The following is a 17,711-nucleotide window of genomic DNA, read 5'->3' on the forward strand; positions in this document are numbered from 1 at the left end:
TCTTGAACTTACCAAAAGTTTATCGACTTAATTATGTGAATTTAAAAACTTAAAAAATCCTTATATCATCATATATCAACAAAGTATATAATTATTCAGATTTAAACTATTCTTTTTTCAACCTTAAAACAATGAGAATCTGAAGTTCTCTGGTAAAAAGGCTTTTATAAATAACAAATAATCAATATATTAGATAATCAATTGTGATTAACCTGGTTCCTCCAGGTCCAGTCGCCTTTTTAAAATATTTTTTTTTACTTTCAAATTTCCTACTTTATGAAGTTCAGAAAAAGAGCCAAGTTATTTCCCGGAGTCACACTTAACTTTAGCAAATCAGGGATCAGCACAACCATCGGAATTCCAGGAGCCAGTGTTAACATTGGTCAAAAAGGAAGCTTTCTAAATACAGGCATTCCTGGCACTGGACTTTATGACCGTAAACGAATTGGTGGTGGAAGAAAAGCTACCGACTTCCCTAGCCTCGTGACTTCTGGAAATGTAGCCATAGAAGAGATTGATGATTTACTTGATCAATCTTGTGCTAGTGAATACTCACCAAAAGACCTCGAAGACCTTGGTGAAAGTATTTCCTCGTGTTTTGAGGAAAGGATCCAGCTGAAAAAAGAATTAGCCATAGCTAAAACTAATCTTGCTAAAAAGAAATTGTCTCGAAACATTGCCAGAATTTTACTTGTAGGTTTTCTCACCGATAAATTTGATACGAAAGTTAGACAAGCGCAAAATACCATAAAAGAAATAGAAGAGGATCTTTCCACCTGTCATATAGATCTTTCCTTGATAATGGAAAAGAGCATGGAATATGATTATCAAAAACTAATGGAATCCTATTTCGGGCTATTAAATTCTGAAAAAACCTGGGACATCAGCTCCTGTACTCCTGATTCATTTGAGGATAAAAGGCAGGCAAATGATCTGAGCCGTAATAGGGAGGGAATTTTATTGAATTACGCAAAGCTAGATTTTATTCACTCAACCTCCAACGCGCTTCATTTTCATAATCTGAAAGGAGAAGACTTATACATTTATCCAGGGTTTATTTTAGTAAAAGGATTGAATAATAAATTGGGAATATTGAGGTTTCAAGATTTAGAAATGGAATATAAGCAACAAATCTGGACGGAGTTTGAGTTACCTCCAGTAGATGCAACTATAATCGGAAAAACCTGGGAAAAGGTTAATAAAAGCGGGAAAAGAGATCTCCGGTATAAAGTTAACAATATGGTCCCTGTTCTAGAGTATGCTCGAATTAATATTAAAAGTGACACAGGGTTGCTCCTGAGCTATCTTGTAAGCAATAGTTCAGCTGCCAAACGTCTTGTCGAGCATTTTCAGATTTTTAAGGATTCCTTAGTGTAAGTAAAAAGCCGGGTTTCCGGCTTTATTTTTTAAAAATGGAAAGGTTTTTGAATTACCCTGATAAAAAACTTTTGATATGTCACGATTTCTTTTTTACGACGACAAAATCGTCAACTTACTCCTAGAAAACGAAAAACCAACCGGTGGAGCAGCTGTTCAGGCATTAAACTGGATTAAGGGATTATTGGAAGAAGGGCACGAAGTGGCGCTAATGACCAATGCCCCCAAAGAAAAGCTTAAGCCAGAGTATCGTACCCTTAAGCTCCTTCCTATATTCGACGACAAAAAAGGCATGCGTTGGATTAGGTGGGTAAGCTACCGCATACCATATATTCATAAACAAATACAGGATTACAAACCAGACTACCTCTACCAGGGCGTCCCTGGCTGGCAATCGATGGTACTAGCCTTGATTTGCAAAAAATTAAGGATCGAATTCCTAATGAGAATTTCGAGTGATGCCATGGTTGATGACAGGTTTTTGAGAAAATACTCTAAGCCGCATCAGATGGTTGTGGAAAATGCATTTAGTTTGGCCGATTGCATCATTTGTCAAAATGAATATCAATTTGGCCAAATGCAGGAAAAATATCCCAACAATAAAATCCTAAAAATCACGAACCCTATAGAATATAAGCCGACTACAAACAGTTACGCGTGGCAAGGTCATATTCTTTGGCTGGGGCTTTTCAAAGCCGTGAAAAACTTGGGACTTCTGCACGAAATAGCAATCCTGCTTCCAAAGGAGAAATTTGTGGTAGCTGGGGAACCTGCAAAAAGCATCGATTCTAAAACTCAGGAATATATTCAAAAATTAGAAAAACTTCCCAACGTGGAGTTTGTAGGATTTCTTCAGAAAAGCGAGGTGTCGAATTATTTAGCAGGTGCGAAATTTCTGCTAAATACTTCTCTTTTTGAAGGATTTAGCAATACTTTCCTTGAAGCTATGCAAGTACACACGCCCATATTGACCACAAATAAGGTCAACCCTGACCAAATAATTACCAACCATAATTTAGGAATCACCTACGACACCGCGGAGGAATTAAAAAATAAAATTGAAAACCTGACCGAGGAAGAAATAATTGGAAAGCGCGAAAGTATCCAAAAATACCTTTACAATTACCACCATCATCGACATTTAGCCAAAAAACTAGTAGCCGCACTAACAGAAAATACCAATAACTCTAGAAAAAGGCTGTTGGATACTCTGACTATGCGACCGCTTAAAACCTCTATGGCTAAGTGATTTAAATCTTATGGCATCGGGATTGATGCTTGGGATTAATCGGCCACTAAAAGATTTTAAAAAAGTCTTTATAGTGGCCGGTTAATATTTCACATATGAAAATAGCCCAAATATCACCCCTGTACGAATCCGTGCCTCCCAAATTGTACGGAGGAACGGAAAGAGTTGTCAGTTACCTCACAGAGGAGCTAGTTAACCAAGGCCATCAAGTAACGTTGTTTGCTTCTGGTGATAGTGTTACCAAGGCCCGTTTAATTGCCCATACAAACGAGTCCTTGAGATTAGGGCAGACTTTTGACCCCCTTGCCCACCATATTGTACAAATGCAAGAGGTCATCGACCGTGTAGACGAGTTTGATATTCTTCATTTCCACACGGATTACCTACATTTCCCTTTTACGCTTAGAAACCCCACACCACATCTTACCACCCTTCACGGGCGACTCGACCTGCCTGAGCATCAATATATCTACAAAAAATTTGGATGCCAACCCTTAGTTTCCATATCCAATTCACAGCGTACCCCCATCGGGCGAGTCAATTGGCAAAAAACTATTTATCATGGTTTACCCTTGGATCTATATCAAATGGGTGAAGGAAAAGGTGATTATGTGGTTTTTATGGGAAGAATTTCCCAAGAAAAAAGGCCGGATCGAGCCATTGAAATTGCCAGATTAGCAGGGGTGAAAATAAAAATTGCAGCAAAGATTGACAAGGTTGACCAAGCCTACTTTGACTCAAAAATTTCCCACTTAATTGAACAGCCCCACGTAGAATTTATTGGTGAAGTTGGAGATGAAGCGAAAGGAGAAATTTTACGCAATGCCAAAGCTTTATTGTTTCCCATTGACTGGCCAGAGCCGTTTGGTATGGTGATGATCGAGGCAATGGCATGCGGTACGCCTATAATTGCCTATAACCATGGTTCGATACCAGAAGTAATCGATCGGGGAGAGAATGGATTTATTGTTAATAACATTGAGGAAGCAGTAAAAGCTTTAGAAAACATTGAGCTATTAGACCGCAATAAAATCCGAAAAGTTTTTGAGCAAAGATTTAGCATCCAAGTAATGGCCAAACATTACCTAGATGTTTATGAAAACCTCATAAATAAAGGCAAACCTATCCATCCACTTTTCGGTAAATCCAATACTAAATTGGCTGGATAATTTTATCAACACCTAAAACAACCATCTCATGGCTCAGGACGCATCCAATGCAAATTACCTCCACGAATCGGCCTATGCCGACGATCGGGTTCAGATATTAAATGACTGCAATACTTTCGGAATATTCAGTCGTAGCGGTGACATCTTTCCAGGTGCCAAGAAAGCGCAAGGCATCTTTCACGAAGACACCCGATATATCAACCATCTGGAGTTGCGCCTGGAAAATCTTCCATTCATTTTGCTAAGCTCTAATATCAAGGAGGAAAACGAAATCCTTTCCGTGGATCTAACCAATCCCAAATTAAAATTAAACAATGAGACGGTGATTCCAGAGGAAACGATTCATGTAAGAAGAAGGCAAATTGTAATGGCGGAAAAATTTCATGAAAAAATAGAGGTAGAGAATTATGGAAATATATCCTATAAGGTAAAATTATCTATTTTAATCAATGCTGATTTTTCGGACATATTTGAAGTAAGGGGCGCAAAAAGAGAAAAACGAGGAGACCTACATAAACCCGAAATAAAGTCCCAAAACCAACTTTTGATAAGCTATAATGGGCTTGATAATGTTAAGAGGACAACTGTTTTTTCTTCAGAAAAAGAATTTGACTATAATGAAAAGGCAAGCAATTTATCTTTTGAGCTAAACTTGGAACCTCAAAAACCGGTACACCTGAATTTTAGCATTCACTTTGTAAAAGGGGAAGTTAAGGAGGGAAACATGAAACCTAAGGATTTTCTCCAAGTTAAGGAAGAATTCTTACCAGATCTTGAAAACACTAAATCACTATTTCCAAACATTTTCACCTCCAATGAGAGCTTCACCCATTGGGTAAACCGCTCGAAAACTGACTTGATATCCTTACTGGCAGACACCCCTCATGGCAAATATCCCTATGCAGGAGTGCCTTGGTACAACACCGCTTTTGGACGAGACGGGATTATTACTGCTCTGCAAGTTTTATGGGTGGCCCCACAGGTGGCTAAAGATGTTTTAAAATTCCTGGCCGCCCATCAATCTACTACCGAGGATGAGAAGTCGGATGCGGAACCGGGGAAAATTTTGCACGAAACCCGGGGCGGTGAAATGTCGGCTTTGAATGAAGTCCCATTCAAAAAATATTATGGCACCATCGATGCCACCCCACTATTTGTAATGCTTGCCGGGGCTTATTATTCCAGAACAGGCGACCTTCAAACCATCCGGTCTATTTGGACCAATATCAAAGCCGCATTAGATTGGGTGGACAAATATGGAGATTTAGATGGTGATGGTTTTGTGGAGTATAAGCATAAGGCAAAAAACGGATTGACTAATCAAGGTTGGAAAGACAGCTACGATTCCATATTCTATGAAGAAGGGGAGCTAGCTGAACCTCCGATAGCACTTTGTGAAGTGCAAGGTTACGTCTATGCGGCCAAAATTGAAGCTTCCAAAATGGCTCTTCATTTGGGAGAAAGTGAGCTATTTCTAAAATGGAAAAAAGAAGCACGGCAGCTGAAAATGGATTTCAACAAGACCTTTTGGGATAAAGAAATGGGTTGTTATATCCTGGCTCTGGATGGTAACAAAAAACCTTGCAGAGTCAAATCCTCGAATGCAGGACAAGTTTTATTCACGGGCATTGCGGATGACGCTAAAGCAAAACTTGTAGCAAAAGCTATGATCCAGGAAGATATGTACAGTGGTTGGGGAGTAAGGACCATCTCCTCTAAAGAAGCCCGGTACAATCCCCTATCCTATCACAATGGATCAGTATGGCCACATGACGTGTCATTAATTGCGTCCGGAATGGCAAAATATGGGTGTAGGAAAGAAGCTCTAAAACTTTTAACTGGTTTGTTTGACGCAAGTCACTTCATCCAACTTCAAAGGCTCCCTGAACTATTTTGCGGTTTGGAAAGAAGAGAAAGAGAAGGACCTACATCCTATCCTGTTGCCTGCTCCCCTCAAGCTTGGGCAGTTGGAGCGGTTTTTATGTTATTGGAGGCTTTGCTGCAGATAAAGATTAGACCTGAAAAGAAGGAAATTTCCTTTTTCAAACCTATTTTGCCTCAATACATAAAATTTATCAATATAAGCAAATTGACCGTACAGGGTTTCAACATTGATCTAGAGATTACTAATTATGAAGGTGAAGAGATGTTCAGCGTTAACTGGAAAAATCAACCACCAGACTGGAAATTAGTGGTGATAAAGTAATATCTTAAACCTCTTGGTGGTTAAAATACCGAAGCCTATAGCAGTTCATTGCAGTTTCCCCGAGATGGTTGACCAACCGATAATTGACCACCACGCCGACACCTGCGCCGATTATTGGTATAAGTTGTGCCAATTTGGCTAAATCTAAGTAATCCCTATATTCCAACTGAAAAGTTTTCCAATCAAAATCCTCAATTTTGGATGGCAGTTTATGACTATATTTTTCCCAGTTTTTTATCAAATTTAGCACTTCGAGACGTTTGGCGTGGGTGCAAAATGCGAGTTGGAAAACATGCAGCAAAAAAAGGCGTTCCTTAAAGTCGGATACATGATAGCCATAAAGTGAGCCTATTTCCATAAGCATTCTAAATTTTATACTCAGAAAAGCAGGGAAATCAACAAATCCCATAATAATCCCACCAGCACCTGTGATACCTCCTTCCACGGCAGCTGTCTTTTTATAAAATTTAATTTTATCACTCACCATTTTTTCTCTAATTGCAATAGGTGTATTTGATGGAAGACGGGAAGTAAAGAGTGATGACCCCAACTGAATACCTTTCACCATCTTTTCCACTATGGCTGTAATAGCCTGATGAAATTTTTCTGGTAGCCAATTATTGATTTTGTTTTGTACAGCCTTGGGTAGGCTGCCAATGATGCTGGGTTTTCTTGTGATTTTTCTTTCCCAGTACAAAACTTCGCCATAAATTTCCTTTTCGTAGTTATCCATTGCCCATTTCTTTTTACCGCTATTCTTCTGACGCAATTTTGACTTGATAGTTTGGCTTTAGCTAAAATAAAGCAAAAAAGCAGGAAAAATTTTCCTGCTCTTTAAAATGAAAACTAAACCAACTATTATTTAACTACCACAATTAGAACAAAATTAACAACTTTTTCCAAATAGCAAAACATTTCGAACAAAATCTTTGAATGCTCCTACTGTTTATTACCAATTTTATACATTAAACCAATTGCAAGGGCTTGGCTATATTGTACGTTTGGATCTTGGTCAAAATCATATAGGTTTATACTGGTGAAAGTAACATTCACCCACTCCGTGATCTTCGCCGTCAAAGTGAGATCAAAACGATGGTCAATTCTGCGCCATTCCATGGTCTCATAATTGGCAAACATCATGTATCTGGACCTTAAATTTAAGTTTTCAGTAATATCCTTATCCCAAGTAGCATAGAGTTGAAACGCCAGCCACTCGGTTCTCAGTTGACTGCCAATAGGGACCCCATAGTTGTCAGGAACATTTAAGAATAATTCCTGATTTCTCATAAATGTGAATCTTGGAGACAATGGAGCTATTCGTAAATTAAACTCCTGATTTGGTTTATATTCCAACCCAAAACCTGTAGTGAGATAACCTGGAGAAAGGAAATCTGAAATCATCAACCTTTCAGGAGTATCATAATCATAACCTGGGGCAAATTGCGAAATAAAATTGGCAGAAAAGAAAGCCCCCCAATTACCTGTGAGCTGATAACCTGCTTTGGAATCAAAAAACATCCTATCATTTTGCTTTCGAGATTGCTCTCCTTGATTATTGACCACTCCATACAACAGCTCCAGTTCGTTGTCCCAAGTAAATCTTCCCTTCATATAATTAGCTTTTCCGGCTACGATTCCTCCAAACGCAATAGAATTGATCCCTCCACCTCTCCAGTTCCCACTAAAGGAAGCCTGATTAAAGTTGATACCAAGGCTGAAGTCGCTAGTCCAAAAACCCTGCTCTAAAGTATTAAGAAAGATGGTGTCAGCAGGAATGATTTGTGCTCGTAACGAAGAGGTTGTAAATAGCAGAAAAAATACAATAAGTAAATAATTTTTCATATTATTAGTATATTTAATATAAGATATTCAAATATAACCATATAAAATTAATTTTTAAATTTCACCATGGAAGAAACTCCACTTATCATTCGGGATTATTTGGCTAGGCAAAGAACACGGATGGCCAATGAAAGGACATTACTTTCGTATATACGGACAAGTTTGTACTTTCTGGTTAGTGGCACAGCACTTGTTAAGGTTGAAGATCTAGCCAATATCAGTAGTTTTGGCTATTTTTCCTTTGCCATCAGTATAGTTTTAATAATTGTTGGCTTTTTTAACTTTTTCCGCGTAAGAAGAAAGATGAGAAAAGGCTACTATCACAAAATGTAATGACAGGAGAAATTACTGCAGTTTTTGCCATCATCATCTTGGCCATGGTTCTGTTTTTCACAGAGAAATTCTCCATTGATACTATTTCTGTGCTCGTCATGGCCTTATTTATGGTCACGGGTATTCTGACCTTTGATGAAGGAATTTCCGGGTTTAGCAATACAGCAACGGTTACCGTTGGAGCTATGTTCGTCCTCAGTGCTGCCATTTTCAAATCGGGCTCCTTGAACAACCTCAACAAAATCTTTCTAAGGATGAGCAAGAAAAATGAATTTTTGTTCATGCTCACCATGATGGTCTTTGCAGGTGGACTTTCAGCTTTCATAAATGATACTGCGGTGGTGGCTATCCTGATGCCTACTGTTATAAAAATAGCAAAAGACACAGGGATGGCCCCTTCAAAATTGCTGATGCCCCTATCCTTTGGCGCTTTGATGGGCGGAGTTTGTACTTTATTAGGTACCAGTACCAATATATTGGTGAGTGGGATTGCTGAAAAAAATGGGCTTGAGCCTTTCGGCATTTTCGAAATGAGTGGAATGGGATTGGTATTTTTGATATCAGGACTTATTTATATGTTGACCATTGGAAGATGGCTGAGTCCTGACCGGCCCGTCAAAAGGGACCTTACCGAAATTTTCGATCTAGGTGATTATCTCACAGAAATCAGTATAAAGGAAGATTTTAAAGATATTGGGACTTCGATCAAAACAGCCCTTTTTTTTAACGATCACGAAATTGAAGCCTTACAGATTGTCAGAAAGGACGGGGAAGTACTAAATGCATATCCGTACTCGGTCATCAAGGATGGGGATACCATCAGAATCAGTTGTGATAAAGAGACTCTGAAAGTAATTAAAGACCACCCGGGAGTGTCATTGAAAGTAGATTTGAAATTTACCGACGAAGATTTGGAAACCGGCAACACCAAACTTTATGAAGCTATGGTTACCCCACACTCCTACCTAGTGGACAAGACCCTAAAATCAATAAATTTTCGGGATTTTTATAGCGGGAACACCGTTTTGGGAATCCGGCACAGGAATGATATCAAAACTACCAAACTTACTCATTCCCGCTTATCAGCCGGTGATGTCTTGCTGATCAGATCGGAAGATAAAATGATCAATAAAATAAGAAACAGCTCGGAAGATCTACTGATCATATCAGAGGAACCAACATTTAAATTCAGTTGGAAGAAAATGATTCTTACGTTGGGCATCGTAATCATGGTAGTGTTATTAGCAACCTTCAAAATTTTCCCAATCGCTGTGGCTGCTATCACAGGCTGTGTAATGCTAATCCTATTAAGATCTCTCACCGCAGAGGAGGCATATAAAGCCGTAGATTGGAAGGTTATATTCATGTTGGCTGGCATTCTATCCATGGGTGTGGCATTGGAAAAAACCGGTGCTGCAGACCTTTTGGCGCGAGGGTTAACCGGATCATTGGGGCAGTATGGTCCGACTGTGGTGATGAGTTCAATATTTGGGATTACCTTTCTGGCCACTAATATCATGAGCAACAATGCCACAGCTGCTCTTCTTGCCCCCATTGCCATTGCAGTGGCAAGTTCCATGCAAGTGAGCGAAAGACCATTTATTATGGCGGTTACCTTTGCGGCATCATTAAGTTTCATGACTCCCATGGGCTATCAGACTAACACCATGATATATACGCCAGGCAATTATAAGTTTGTGGATTACCTTAAAATCGGCACTCCGTTAAATCTTATGTACTGGGTACTTGCCACTTTATTTTTACCATATTTCTTTCCATTTTAACCAAATAATGGATTAATAAACCACCAACTACTTAGAATATTTAAAAGTTTGGTCAATATTTTGTAGTATTGAATTTGTACTAAATTTAACCGCGATGAAAATTTTTGGAATAATACTAGTCGTATTGGGAATTATTATGTTGATAATCACAGGATTTTCCTATACAACCGAAGAAACTATAATTGATGCTGGTCCTGTGAATGTGACCGCAGAGCAAGAAGAGACCATCAATTGGCCCCCTTACGTAGGTGGGATTGCGCTAATAACTGGAGTTATCATGCTGGCAATGTCAAGAGATAAAAGCTAGGATTTTTGACCTACATTTTTCAATTTGCCATTATCAAACCTGAACTAAAACCAGATAACGTATTGAAATTAGCTGCCGTAGATATTGGCTCCAATGCCATCCGTTTACAAATCACCAATGTCATTAATTATCAGGGCAATATAAATTTCAAAAAACTCGAGTACCTCAGATTTCCCTTACGCTTGGGAAATGACGTTTTTGACAATAAAAATATCAGCGACAATAACAGACGGAAATTTTTGAAGTTAATGAAGGCCTTCAAAATCCTCATTGACCTTTATGAGGTCGATGATTACATGGTTTGCGCTACTTCTGCCATGAGGGAGTCTGAAAATGGACGCAAAATCGTTGAAGAAGTCAAAGAAGATATTGGTCTGAAAATCCACATCATAGATGGGAATAAAGAAGCAGACTTGATCAATATGGCACTAGGGGCCTATATTGATGAAAAACCCTATTTACATATCGATGTTGGTGGCGGAAGTACAGAATTGAACATCTATAAGGATAAAGCTAAAATTGCTAGCAAGTCGTTTAAAATAGGTTCAGTCCGGGCCATGGACAGTCAAGAAGATCCAAAAGTTTGGAGGAAAATGGATAAGTTTATCCATGAAAATATTACCGAAAAGCAAAAAATCACCTGTATAGGGACAGGTGGAAATATCAATAAAATTTTTGAATTATCGAAGCCTTCCAAAAACAAGCGATACCTTCATATGGACAAGATTCAGGAAATTCAATCTTTCCTGGAAAGTTACAGCTTTGAAGAACGAGTGAATGTCCTAAATCTAAATATTGACAGGGCAGATGTAATTATCCCGGCATCTAAAATTTATCTACACGCTATGCAATCCGCTAATTCAAAAAGAATGATTGTACCGGATGTGGGCTTGAAAGACGGCGTTATGAATCTGCTATATGAAAGAAATAAATAATAAAAAAGCCTCTATAAAAGGCTTTTTTATTATTCAATTAATATGACTTCTTTCACTTTATTAGAGTCGAGATGGAAAAATTCTCGATGGATGTTAAACGGTTCCTCATCGTCCTCAGGATGCTTGGCCACATAGTTGCCGTCCTCTTGCATAACATAACTATTTACATTATCCCTTAAGTTAAAAGATAGAATATTCATCAATTGCTTTTGAAGTAGTGACGATTCAACTCGAAACAAAGATTCCAACCGTCGGTCAAAACTTCTTACCATCATGTCGGCACTTCCCACATAGGTCCTGAAATCCCCATTGTTGTGGAAATGATAAATCCTTGAATGCTCGAGAAAATCACCAACAATGGAAATCACCTCAATATTCTCACTCAAATCCACTCTTCCTGGCCTTAGACAGCATATGCCTCTCACTATAAGCTTTATTGGTACACCAGCTTGTGAGGCACGATATAAAGCATAAATTGTTTCACTATCCTCCAAGGAATTAACTTTGATAAAAATTCCACATTTGAGGCCTTTTCTAGCATTTTCCGCTTCATCTTCAATGAAATTGATAAGCTGATTTCTCATATCTCTAGGCGCTGTGATCAGGTTTTTATATGTAGTAGGCATTGAATGCCCAGTGATAACATTAAAAAACTCTGAGACGTCATTGGCTAAGGTTTCATTAGTGGTCAAAAGCCCAATATCGGTATAAAGCCTAGAGGTATCCTCATTGTAATTTCCAGATCCTAGGTGCACATATCGAGTAACCCTATCTTCATCCTTTTTGACTATCAGCAAAAGTTTTGTGTGAGTCTTCAAATTACTTACCCCATAAATCACGAAACAACCTGCTTTCTGAAGCTTTTTGGCTTCGCGCATATTATTTTCCTCATCGAAACGGGCTTTTACTTCAAACAAAACCGAAATATGCTTACCATTTTCGACCGCTCTCAACAATGCAGTAGTGATTCTAGAATCCTTCGCAAGTCTATAAATGGTCATTTTGATGGCCATGACATTTGGATCCTCAGCCGCTTTTTCGAGTAAATCCAAAATCGGATCAATATTATTGTAAGGATGATGAAGCAATACATCCTGATGCTTGAGCACTTGAAAAACATCCTCAGTACTTGCATCCGGATAGGATAATGGTGGCACAGGATCAGGTATTGGTGGTATCTTGTCCTTGAAGCGCTTATTCCCAATCACCTGCCATAGTCCTGTAAAGTCTAACATACTGGTTTTGGCGACAGTAAAAATACTATCATCCTTAATTATCCATCTCTCCTTTAGCAAATTGACCATCCATTTACTGTACCCATCCTCAATTTCAATCCTAACCACACGGCCAGTTTTTCTGGCATTAAGTTTCCTTTTTACCTCTTCAAGGAAATTGTTATCCATATCTTCACTCTCTTCCAATGTGAAATCACCATTTCGAGTAATCCTAAACAGGTTAATGGATTCAATGTCTACGTTTCTGAAAAGAGATACAATATGTACTCGGATCACCTCCTCAATCGGAACGTAAATAACAAGGTCTTCCCTTTCGATTTCGAAAAAACGTGGAATATTAGAAGGAATCTGTACAAAGGAAAGTTTGCGATTATCCTTCTTATCTCCGGGACTGATGGTTACCACTCCAAAAATTAAAAGTTTGTTCATCAGAATGGGAAAAGTATGGTACCCATCAAATACCATCGGCGTTAACATAGGATAGACAGCCTTATAATAGTACTCTTTTATATACTCCTGCTCTTCAGGCAACAGGTTACGCACATTGCTAAGCATGAAGCCCGAATCCTTTAGACTGGGCAGTAAGTTATCCTGAAAATGGCTTTGGATTTTAGCATGAAAGTCTTGGCTTTCCTGCATAAGTTTCATTTTAAAGGGCTCTTCCCTCAAACCGGAATAGTCGACCCGCTCCTTATCATAATCCAGATAATTATATAGCGACCCGACCCTGATCATAAAAAACTCATCCAAATTAGAAGCAGAAATGGCCAAAAACTTCAGTTTTTCAAAAACAGACCTGCTTTCCTTAGTGGATTGATCAAATACCCGATCATTAAATTTGAGCCAACTCAAATCCCTGCTGATCAGGTCACTGCTATATATTAATTGTTCAATTTTATCCTGCTGAGCTACTTTCATTTCCATATCAGTTTGGCAAATGCTATCTGAAGATATTTAAAATTATTCCCTATAAATATAAGGTATTTGTATAAAAAAAGGGGCACACGGCCCCTTTTTGGTATCTTTCAAGAAATGTAGATCAAGTATCGATCTTAGCGTACTTGGCATTTTTCTCGATAAATTCTCTTCGGGGTGCTACTTCATCTCCCATCAGCATGCTGAACAAATGGTCAGCCTCTGCCGCAGAATCAATGGTAACCTGCTTGAGGGTACGTGTATTGGGATCCATGGTGGTGCTCCAAAGCTGCTCCGGGTTCATCTCCCCAAGACCTTTGTAGCGCTGAATAGCAACACTATCCTCTTTGCCATCCTTAGCCAATTCCTTGATCATCGCTTTTCTTTCTTCCTCAGTCCAGCAATAACGTTCCTCCTTTCCTCTTTTCAACAAATAAAACGGAGGAAGAGCAATATAAACGTATCCCTTTTCAATCAAAGGACGCATATATCTAAAAAACAAAGTCAGAATTAGCGTACGGATGTGGGAGCCGTCAATATCGGCATCCGTCATGATTATGATCTTATGATATCGGAGACTCGTTACGTCCAATTCCCGCTCGTCATTAACAGTCCCAAACTTAACACCAAGGGCGGTCAGGATGTTTTTGATTTCGTCATTATCGTAGATCTTATGCTCATGAGCCTTTTCAACATTCAGGATTTTACCCTTTAATGGTAAAATAGCTTGAAAGTCACGGTCACGGCCCTGTTTGGCAGAACCACCGGCTGAGTCCCCTTCGACTAGGTACAGTTCACAAACCGTTGGATCACTGTTAGCACAATCTGCTAGTTTTCCTGGAAGTCCACCTCCACCGAGCACATTCTTTCTTTGAACCATCTCACGAGCTTTCTTAGCAGCATGTCGAGCCTGAGCCGCCAATACTACTTTACCTACGATGATTTTAGCCTCTTTTGGATGCTCTTCCAACCAAATCTGCAACACCTCAGAAACAGCTTGGTCAACCGCTCCCACAACATCAGAGTTACCTAATTTGGTTTTCGTCTGGCCCTCAAACTGTGGCTCGGCGACTTTAACTGAAATTACCGCTGTAAGACCTTCTCTAAAATCATCCCCAGAGATATCAAACTTCAGCTTGTCAAGCATGCCTGATTTATCAGCATAGCTTTTCAATGTTCTTGTAAGAGCTCTTCTAAAACCAGAAACGTGAGAACCACCTTCATAGGTATTGATGGTATTTACATAAGAAACCACATTTTCAGAATATGAAGAGTTGTAGCTCATGGCCACTTGCACGGGCACGCTATTTTTCTCAGATTCTATATAAATCGGAGCATCTATGATCTTATCTTTGGTTTCGTCAAGGTATTGAACAAACTCTACTAATCCTCCTTCAGAGTAAAATTCCTCAGCTTTTGGTTTACCATCCTCTTCCACATCTCTCAAATCGGTAAGTGTGATACGAATGCCCGCGTTCAGGAATGACATTTCCCTTAGCCTGGTAGCAATTGTTTCATACTTATACTCCGTAGCCTGGAAGATGGAATCATCCGGTTTGAAATGGATGGAAGTACCTCTTTTGTCAGTAGTACCGATTTCGATCACCTCTGTTTGAGGAATACCTTTGGAGTACTCCTGTTCGAATACCTTACCGTTTCTATGGACTGTAGCTTTCAAATAGGTTGAAAGAGCATTCACACAGGAAACACCTACACCGTGAAGACCACCAGACACTTTGTAGGTGTCTTTGTCAAATTTACCTCCAGCGTGAAGTACAGTCATTACCACTTCTAGGGCGGATTTATTTTCTTTTTTATGAAGGTCGGTTGGGATCCCCCTACCATTATCCTCCACCAAAATGGAATTATCCTCTAAAACTGTCACGTGGATGGTGTCGCAATGACCTGCGAGAGCCTCATCGATAGAGTTGTCAACTACTTCCCAAATGAGGTGGTGAAGCCCTTTTACGCCAATATCGCCAATATACATGGCGGGCCTTTTTCTTACGGCTTCTAATCCTTCTAAGACTTGAATATTACTCGCGCCGTAATCCGCGCGGTTCTCATTTTCTTGACTCATAGTAATCTCAATAACATTCTCAAAGGAGGCATATGGCCTCAGTTATTCAAAGTTTTTCAATCTTTAATAATACGGCTTTTTTAGCGAAAAACCGTCAAATTTGAGGATTTTTCCTCATTTGGAAAGCAAAAAATGAAGACGGGAATCCTTAGTACTGATCTGATCTTAGCATGACCAATGTACAGCCAAAAACAGTTTCCACTCCTTCATTCTTGGCCTTTTTCATAAGCTCTTGATCCTCAGTACCTGGGTTGAATATTATCCTTTTAGGCTTGAGTGAAAGAATATAATCGTGCCATTCGGGCAAATTTCTGGCACCGATATAGAGAGTTACAGTATCCACATCTGAGATTTCAGGCTTTTCCCTAAGATCCAGGATTTCTTTTCCGTTGACCTGCCCTGTTTTGATCCCTACAGGAATATATTCCATACCATAATCATCCAGCATATTTGCTGCAATGAATGCATATCGGCTCGTATTGGAAGTAGCTCCCAGAATTACAGTCTTTTTTTGAGTCATGGTAAATCAGTTAAATTTGCGATAATATTGTTCGACTAACTTTTCAGCACACCTTTCCCCATCCATTGCAGCTGAAACTATGCCACCTGCATATCCGGCACCCTCACCACATGGATAAAGTCTTTTTAACTGCGGATGTTCAAAGGATTCCTTATCCCTTGGCACACGCACCGGAGAGGACGTTCGACTTTCCACACCGATGATTTGGGCCTCATTAGTTAGGTAACCGCGCATTTTTTTACCAAAAGCGGTAAATGCATCCTTGAGTCTACTCCCCACAAAATCGGGTAAGACTTCATGCATATTAACAGAAGCTAAGCCGGGTTGGTAAGAGGTGTCAAGTAGCGAACTACTTTCTTTTCCATTAATAAAATCTACCAATCGCTGGGCAGGCGCTACTTGGGTTTTCCCCCCATAAATCCAAGCGTTATGCTCTACTTCTGCCTGAAACTCCATTGCTGCCAAAGGCCCATGCTTTTGATATTGGGGAAGGTCTTCTAATTCCACTGCCACCACCATGCCTGAATTGGCAAATTTACTATCCCTTCGGCTAGGACTCATTCCATTGACCACCAGCTCTTCTTGTGCAGTAGCAGCAGGCACAATGAAGCCTCCCGGGCACATGCAAAAAGAAAATACACCCCGTTGCTTACCCTCAAACATGGTCTGCTGAACTAGGCTATAGGAAGATGCCGGCAAGTAAGGTCCTCTGTCGACTTTGCAGTGATATTGAATCTGATCAATAAGACTTTGGGAATGCTCAATCCGAACACCAAGAGCAAAAGGCTTTGCCTCGATCAGAACCTTCCTGTTGTGAAGCAAATGGAATATATCGCGAGCAGAGTGTCCCGTGGCTAAAACAACCCCGATACCAGTAATTTTTTCACCCTCATGGGTAACTACACCCTTGAGCTCATTCCCCTCAATCATAAAATCTGTTACTTTGGTATCAAAAAGAACCTGGCCTCCAGCATTGCGAATGGTTTCTCTCCACTCAGCCACAAGCTTAGGTAATTTGTTTGTTCCAATATGCGGATGGGCCTCCACAAGAATTTCCTCAGTGGCTCCATGGGCGACCATTATTTCAAGGATTCTTCTTATATCCCCTCTTTTCTTGGAGCGGGTATATAACTTTCCGTCTGAGTAGGTCCCTGCTCCTCCTTCACCAAAGCAATAATTAGATTCTGGATTTACCTTATGATCCTTATTTATAGCAGCAAGGTCTCGTCGGCGAGCCCTTACGTCTTTACCCCTTTCGATTACGATAGGCTTCACCCCCAATTCAATCGCTCGAAGCGCTGCAAAAAGGCCAGCCGGCCCTGCTCCTACAATGATCATTTGCTGTGCATCGCTGACATTGGGGTAGTTAAAGGAATTAGTAAGCCTGGAGGGTGGGGTTTCTTTGACAAATACTTCCGCCTGAATGTTCACTTTTACCTGACTGCGGCTCCGGGCATCAATAGATCGCTTTAGTACCCTAACCTCTACATCATCCTTCTGCAAGGGAATGCCCGCTTTTTGCAAAAGGACGTCACGCAATACTTTTTCCTCAAAAGCCTCCTCGGGCTTCAGGACTATATTCAATTCTTTTCTCATGATTGTAAGGTAGTTATCCTTAAAATTTATTATATTATATCCACTCTATTGCTAGTATCCACCGTCAACTTATAAAAGAATGGCTGAAATCAATATTTAGGTTTCTTCGGTCATCCTTCCCCAAAATCAAAGGAAATTATCTACTGACATAATTGCGAACGAT

The 17,711-nt window shown here is 39.7% G+C and carries 14 protein-coding genes; 8 read left to right on the forward strand and 6 right to left on the reverse strand.

The annotated features are described in order from the left end of the window. Positions 1 to 276 precede the first annotated feature (276 nt). From FPL27_RS12930 to FPL27_RS12945, 4 genes are all read left to right on the forward strand, one after another. Positions 277 to 1,377: a DUF4236 domain-containing protein gene (locus FPL27_RS12930; RefSeq protein WP_143961486.1), complete on the forward strand. Its 1,101-nt coding sequence runs from the start codon at positions 277 to 279 to the stop codon at positions 1,375 to 1,377. 76 nt (positions 1,378 to 1,453) lie between these two features. Further along, positions 1,454 to 2,626 carry a glycosyltransferase family 4 protein gene (locus FPL27_RS12935; RefSeq protein WP_143961487.1) on the forward strand — a complete coding sequence of 391 codons (1,173 nt, stop codon included), beginning with the start codon at positions 1,454 to 1,456 and terminating at the stop codon, positions 2,624 to 2,626. A gap of 95 nt (positions 2,627 to 2,721) precedes the next feature. Next, positions 2,722 to 3,795: a glycosyltransferase family 4 protein gene (locus FPL27_RS12940; protein ID WP_143961488.1), complete on the forward strand. Its 1,074-nt coding sequence runs from the start codon at positions 2,722 to 2,724 to the stop codon at positions 3,793 to 3,795. Positions 3,796 to 3,823: 28 nt separating this feature from the next. Beyond that, positions 3,824 to 6,001 (forward strand): amylo-alpha-1,6-glucosidase, encoded by a 2,178-nt coding sequence (locus FPL27_RS12945; protein ID WP_143961489.1) that lies wholly within the window; start codon positions 3,824 to 3,826, stop codon positions 5,999 to 6,001. 4 nt (positions 6,002 to 6,005) lie between these two features. On the opposite strand, the gene FPL27_RS12950 is transcribed toward FPL27_RS12945, so the two are convergent. Together FPL27_RS12950 and FPL27_RS12955 are read right to left on the reverse strand one after the other, a co-directional pair. Further along, a complete protein-coding gene (locus FPL27_RS12950; protein ID WP_235893432.1) occupies positions 6,006 to 6,770 on the reverse strand; it encodes an EcsC family protein in 765 nt (254 codons plus the stop codon). A gap of 170 nt (positions 6,771 to 6,940) precedes the next feature. Then, positions 6,941 to 7,843 carry a DUF3078 domain-containing protein gene (locus tag FPL27_RS12955; RefSeq protein WP_143961490.1) on the reverse strand — a complete coding sequence of 301 codons (903 nt, stop codon included), beginning with the start codon at positions 7,841 to 7,843 and terminating at the stop codon, positions 6,941 to 6,943. A 66-nt stretch (positions 7,844 to 7,909) separates the two neighbouring features. Here FPL27_RS12955 and FPL27_RS12960 point away from each other — a divergent pair, with 66 nt between their 5' ends. The 4 genes from FPL27_RS12960 (at position 7,910) to FPL27_RS12975 (ending at position 11,202) form a co-directional block, all read left to right on the forward strand. Then, on the forward strand, positions 7,910 to 8,176 hold the full coding sequence (locus FPL27_RS12960) for a YidH family protein (protein ID WP_143961491.1): 267 nt from the start codon (positions 7,910 to 7,912) through the stop codon (positions 8,174 to 8,176). Beyond that, complete coding sequence (locus tag FPL27_RS12965) at positions 8,176 to 9,960, forward strand: SLC13 family permease (protein WP_143961492.1); 1,785 nt, start codon at positions 8,176 to 8,178, stop codon at positions 9,958 to 9,960. Before FPL27_RS12960 ends, FPL27_RS12965 begins: the two co-directional genes overlap by 1 nt. Positions 9,961 to 10,054: 94 nt before the next feature. After that, positions 10,055 to 10,267 (forward strand): hypothetical protein, encoded by a 213-nt coding sequence (locus tag FPL27_RS12970; protein WP_143961493.1) that lies wholly within the window; start codon positions 10,055 to 10,057, stop codon positions 10,265 to 10,267. Positions 10,268 to 10,329: 62 nt separating this feature from the next. Continuing rightward, on the forward strand, positions 10,330 to 11,202 hold the full coding sequence (locus FPL27_RS12975; protein ID WP_143962163.1) for a Ppx/GppA phosphatase family protein: 873 nt from the start codon (positions 10,330 to 10,332) through the stop codon (positions 11,200 to 11,202). A gap of 29 nt (positions 11,203 to 11,231) precedes the next feature. Here FPL27_RS12975 and ppk1 read toward each other — a convergent pair whose 3' ends face one another. From ppk1 to FPL27_RS12995, 4 genes are all read right to left on the reverse strand, one after another. Then, on the reverse strand, positions 11,232 to 13,355 hold the full coding sequence (gene ppk1 / locus FPL27_RS12980) for a polyphosphate kinase 1 (protein WP_143961494.1): 2,124 nt from the start codon (positions 13,353 to 13,355) through the stop codon (positions 11,232 to 11,234). Positions 13,356 to 13,476: 121 nt separating this feature from the next. Then, the gene (gene gyrB / locus FPL27_RS12985) at positions 13,477 to 15,432 is read right to left on the reverse strand and encodes a DNA topoisomerase (ATP-hydrolyzing) subunit B (protein WP_143961495.1); all 1,956 of its coding nucleotides are present in this window, start codon (positions 15,430 to 15,432) and stop codon (positions 13,477 to 13,479) included. Between the two features lie 148 nt (positions 15,433 to 15,580). Beyond that, positions 15,581 to 15,952, reverse strand: a complete 372-nt coding sequence (locus FPL27_RS12990) for a CoA-binding protein (RefSeq protein WP_143961496.1) — start codon at positions 15,950 to 15,952, stop codon at positions 15,581 to 15,583. Positions 15,953 to 15,958: 6 nt separating this feature from the next. Further along, the gene (locus tag FPL27_RS12995) at positions 15,959 to 17,548 is read right to left on the reverse strand and encodes an NAD(P)/FAD-dependent oxidoreductase (protein WP_143961497.1); all 1,590 of its coding nucleotides are present in this window, start codon (positions 17,546 to 17,548) and stop codon (positions 15,959 to 15,961) included. Positions 17,549 to 17,711: the final 163 nt, after the last annotated feature.

The organism is Litoribacter populi (assembly GCF_007483685.1).
GTDB lineage: Bacteria > Bacteroidota > Bacteroidia > Cytophagales > Cyclobacteriaceae > Litoribacter > Litoribacter populi.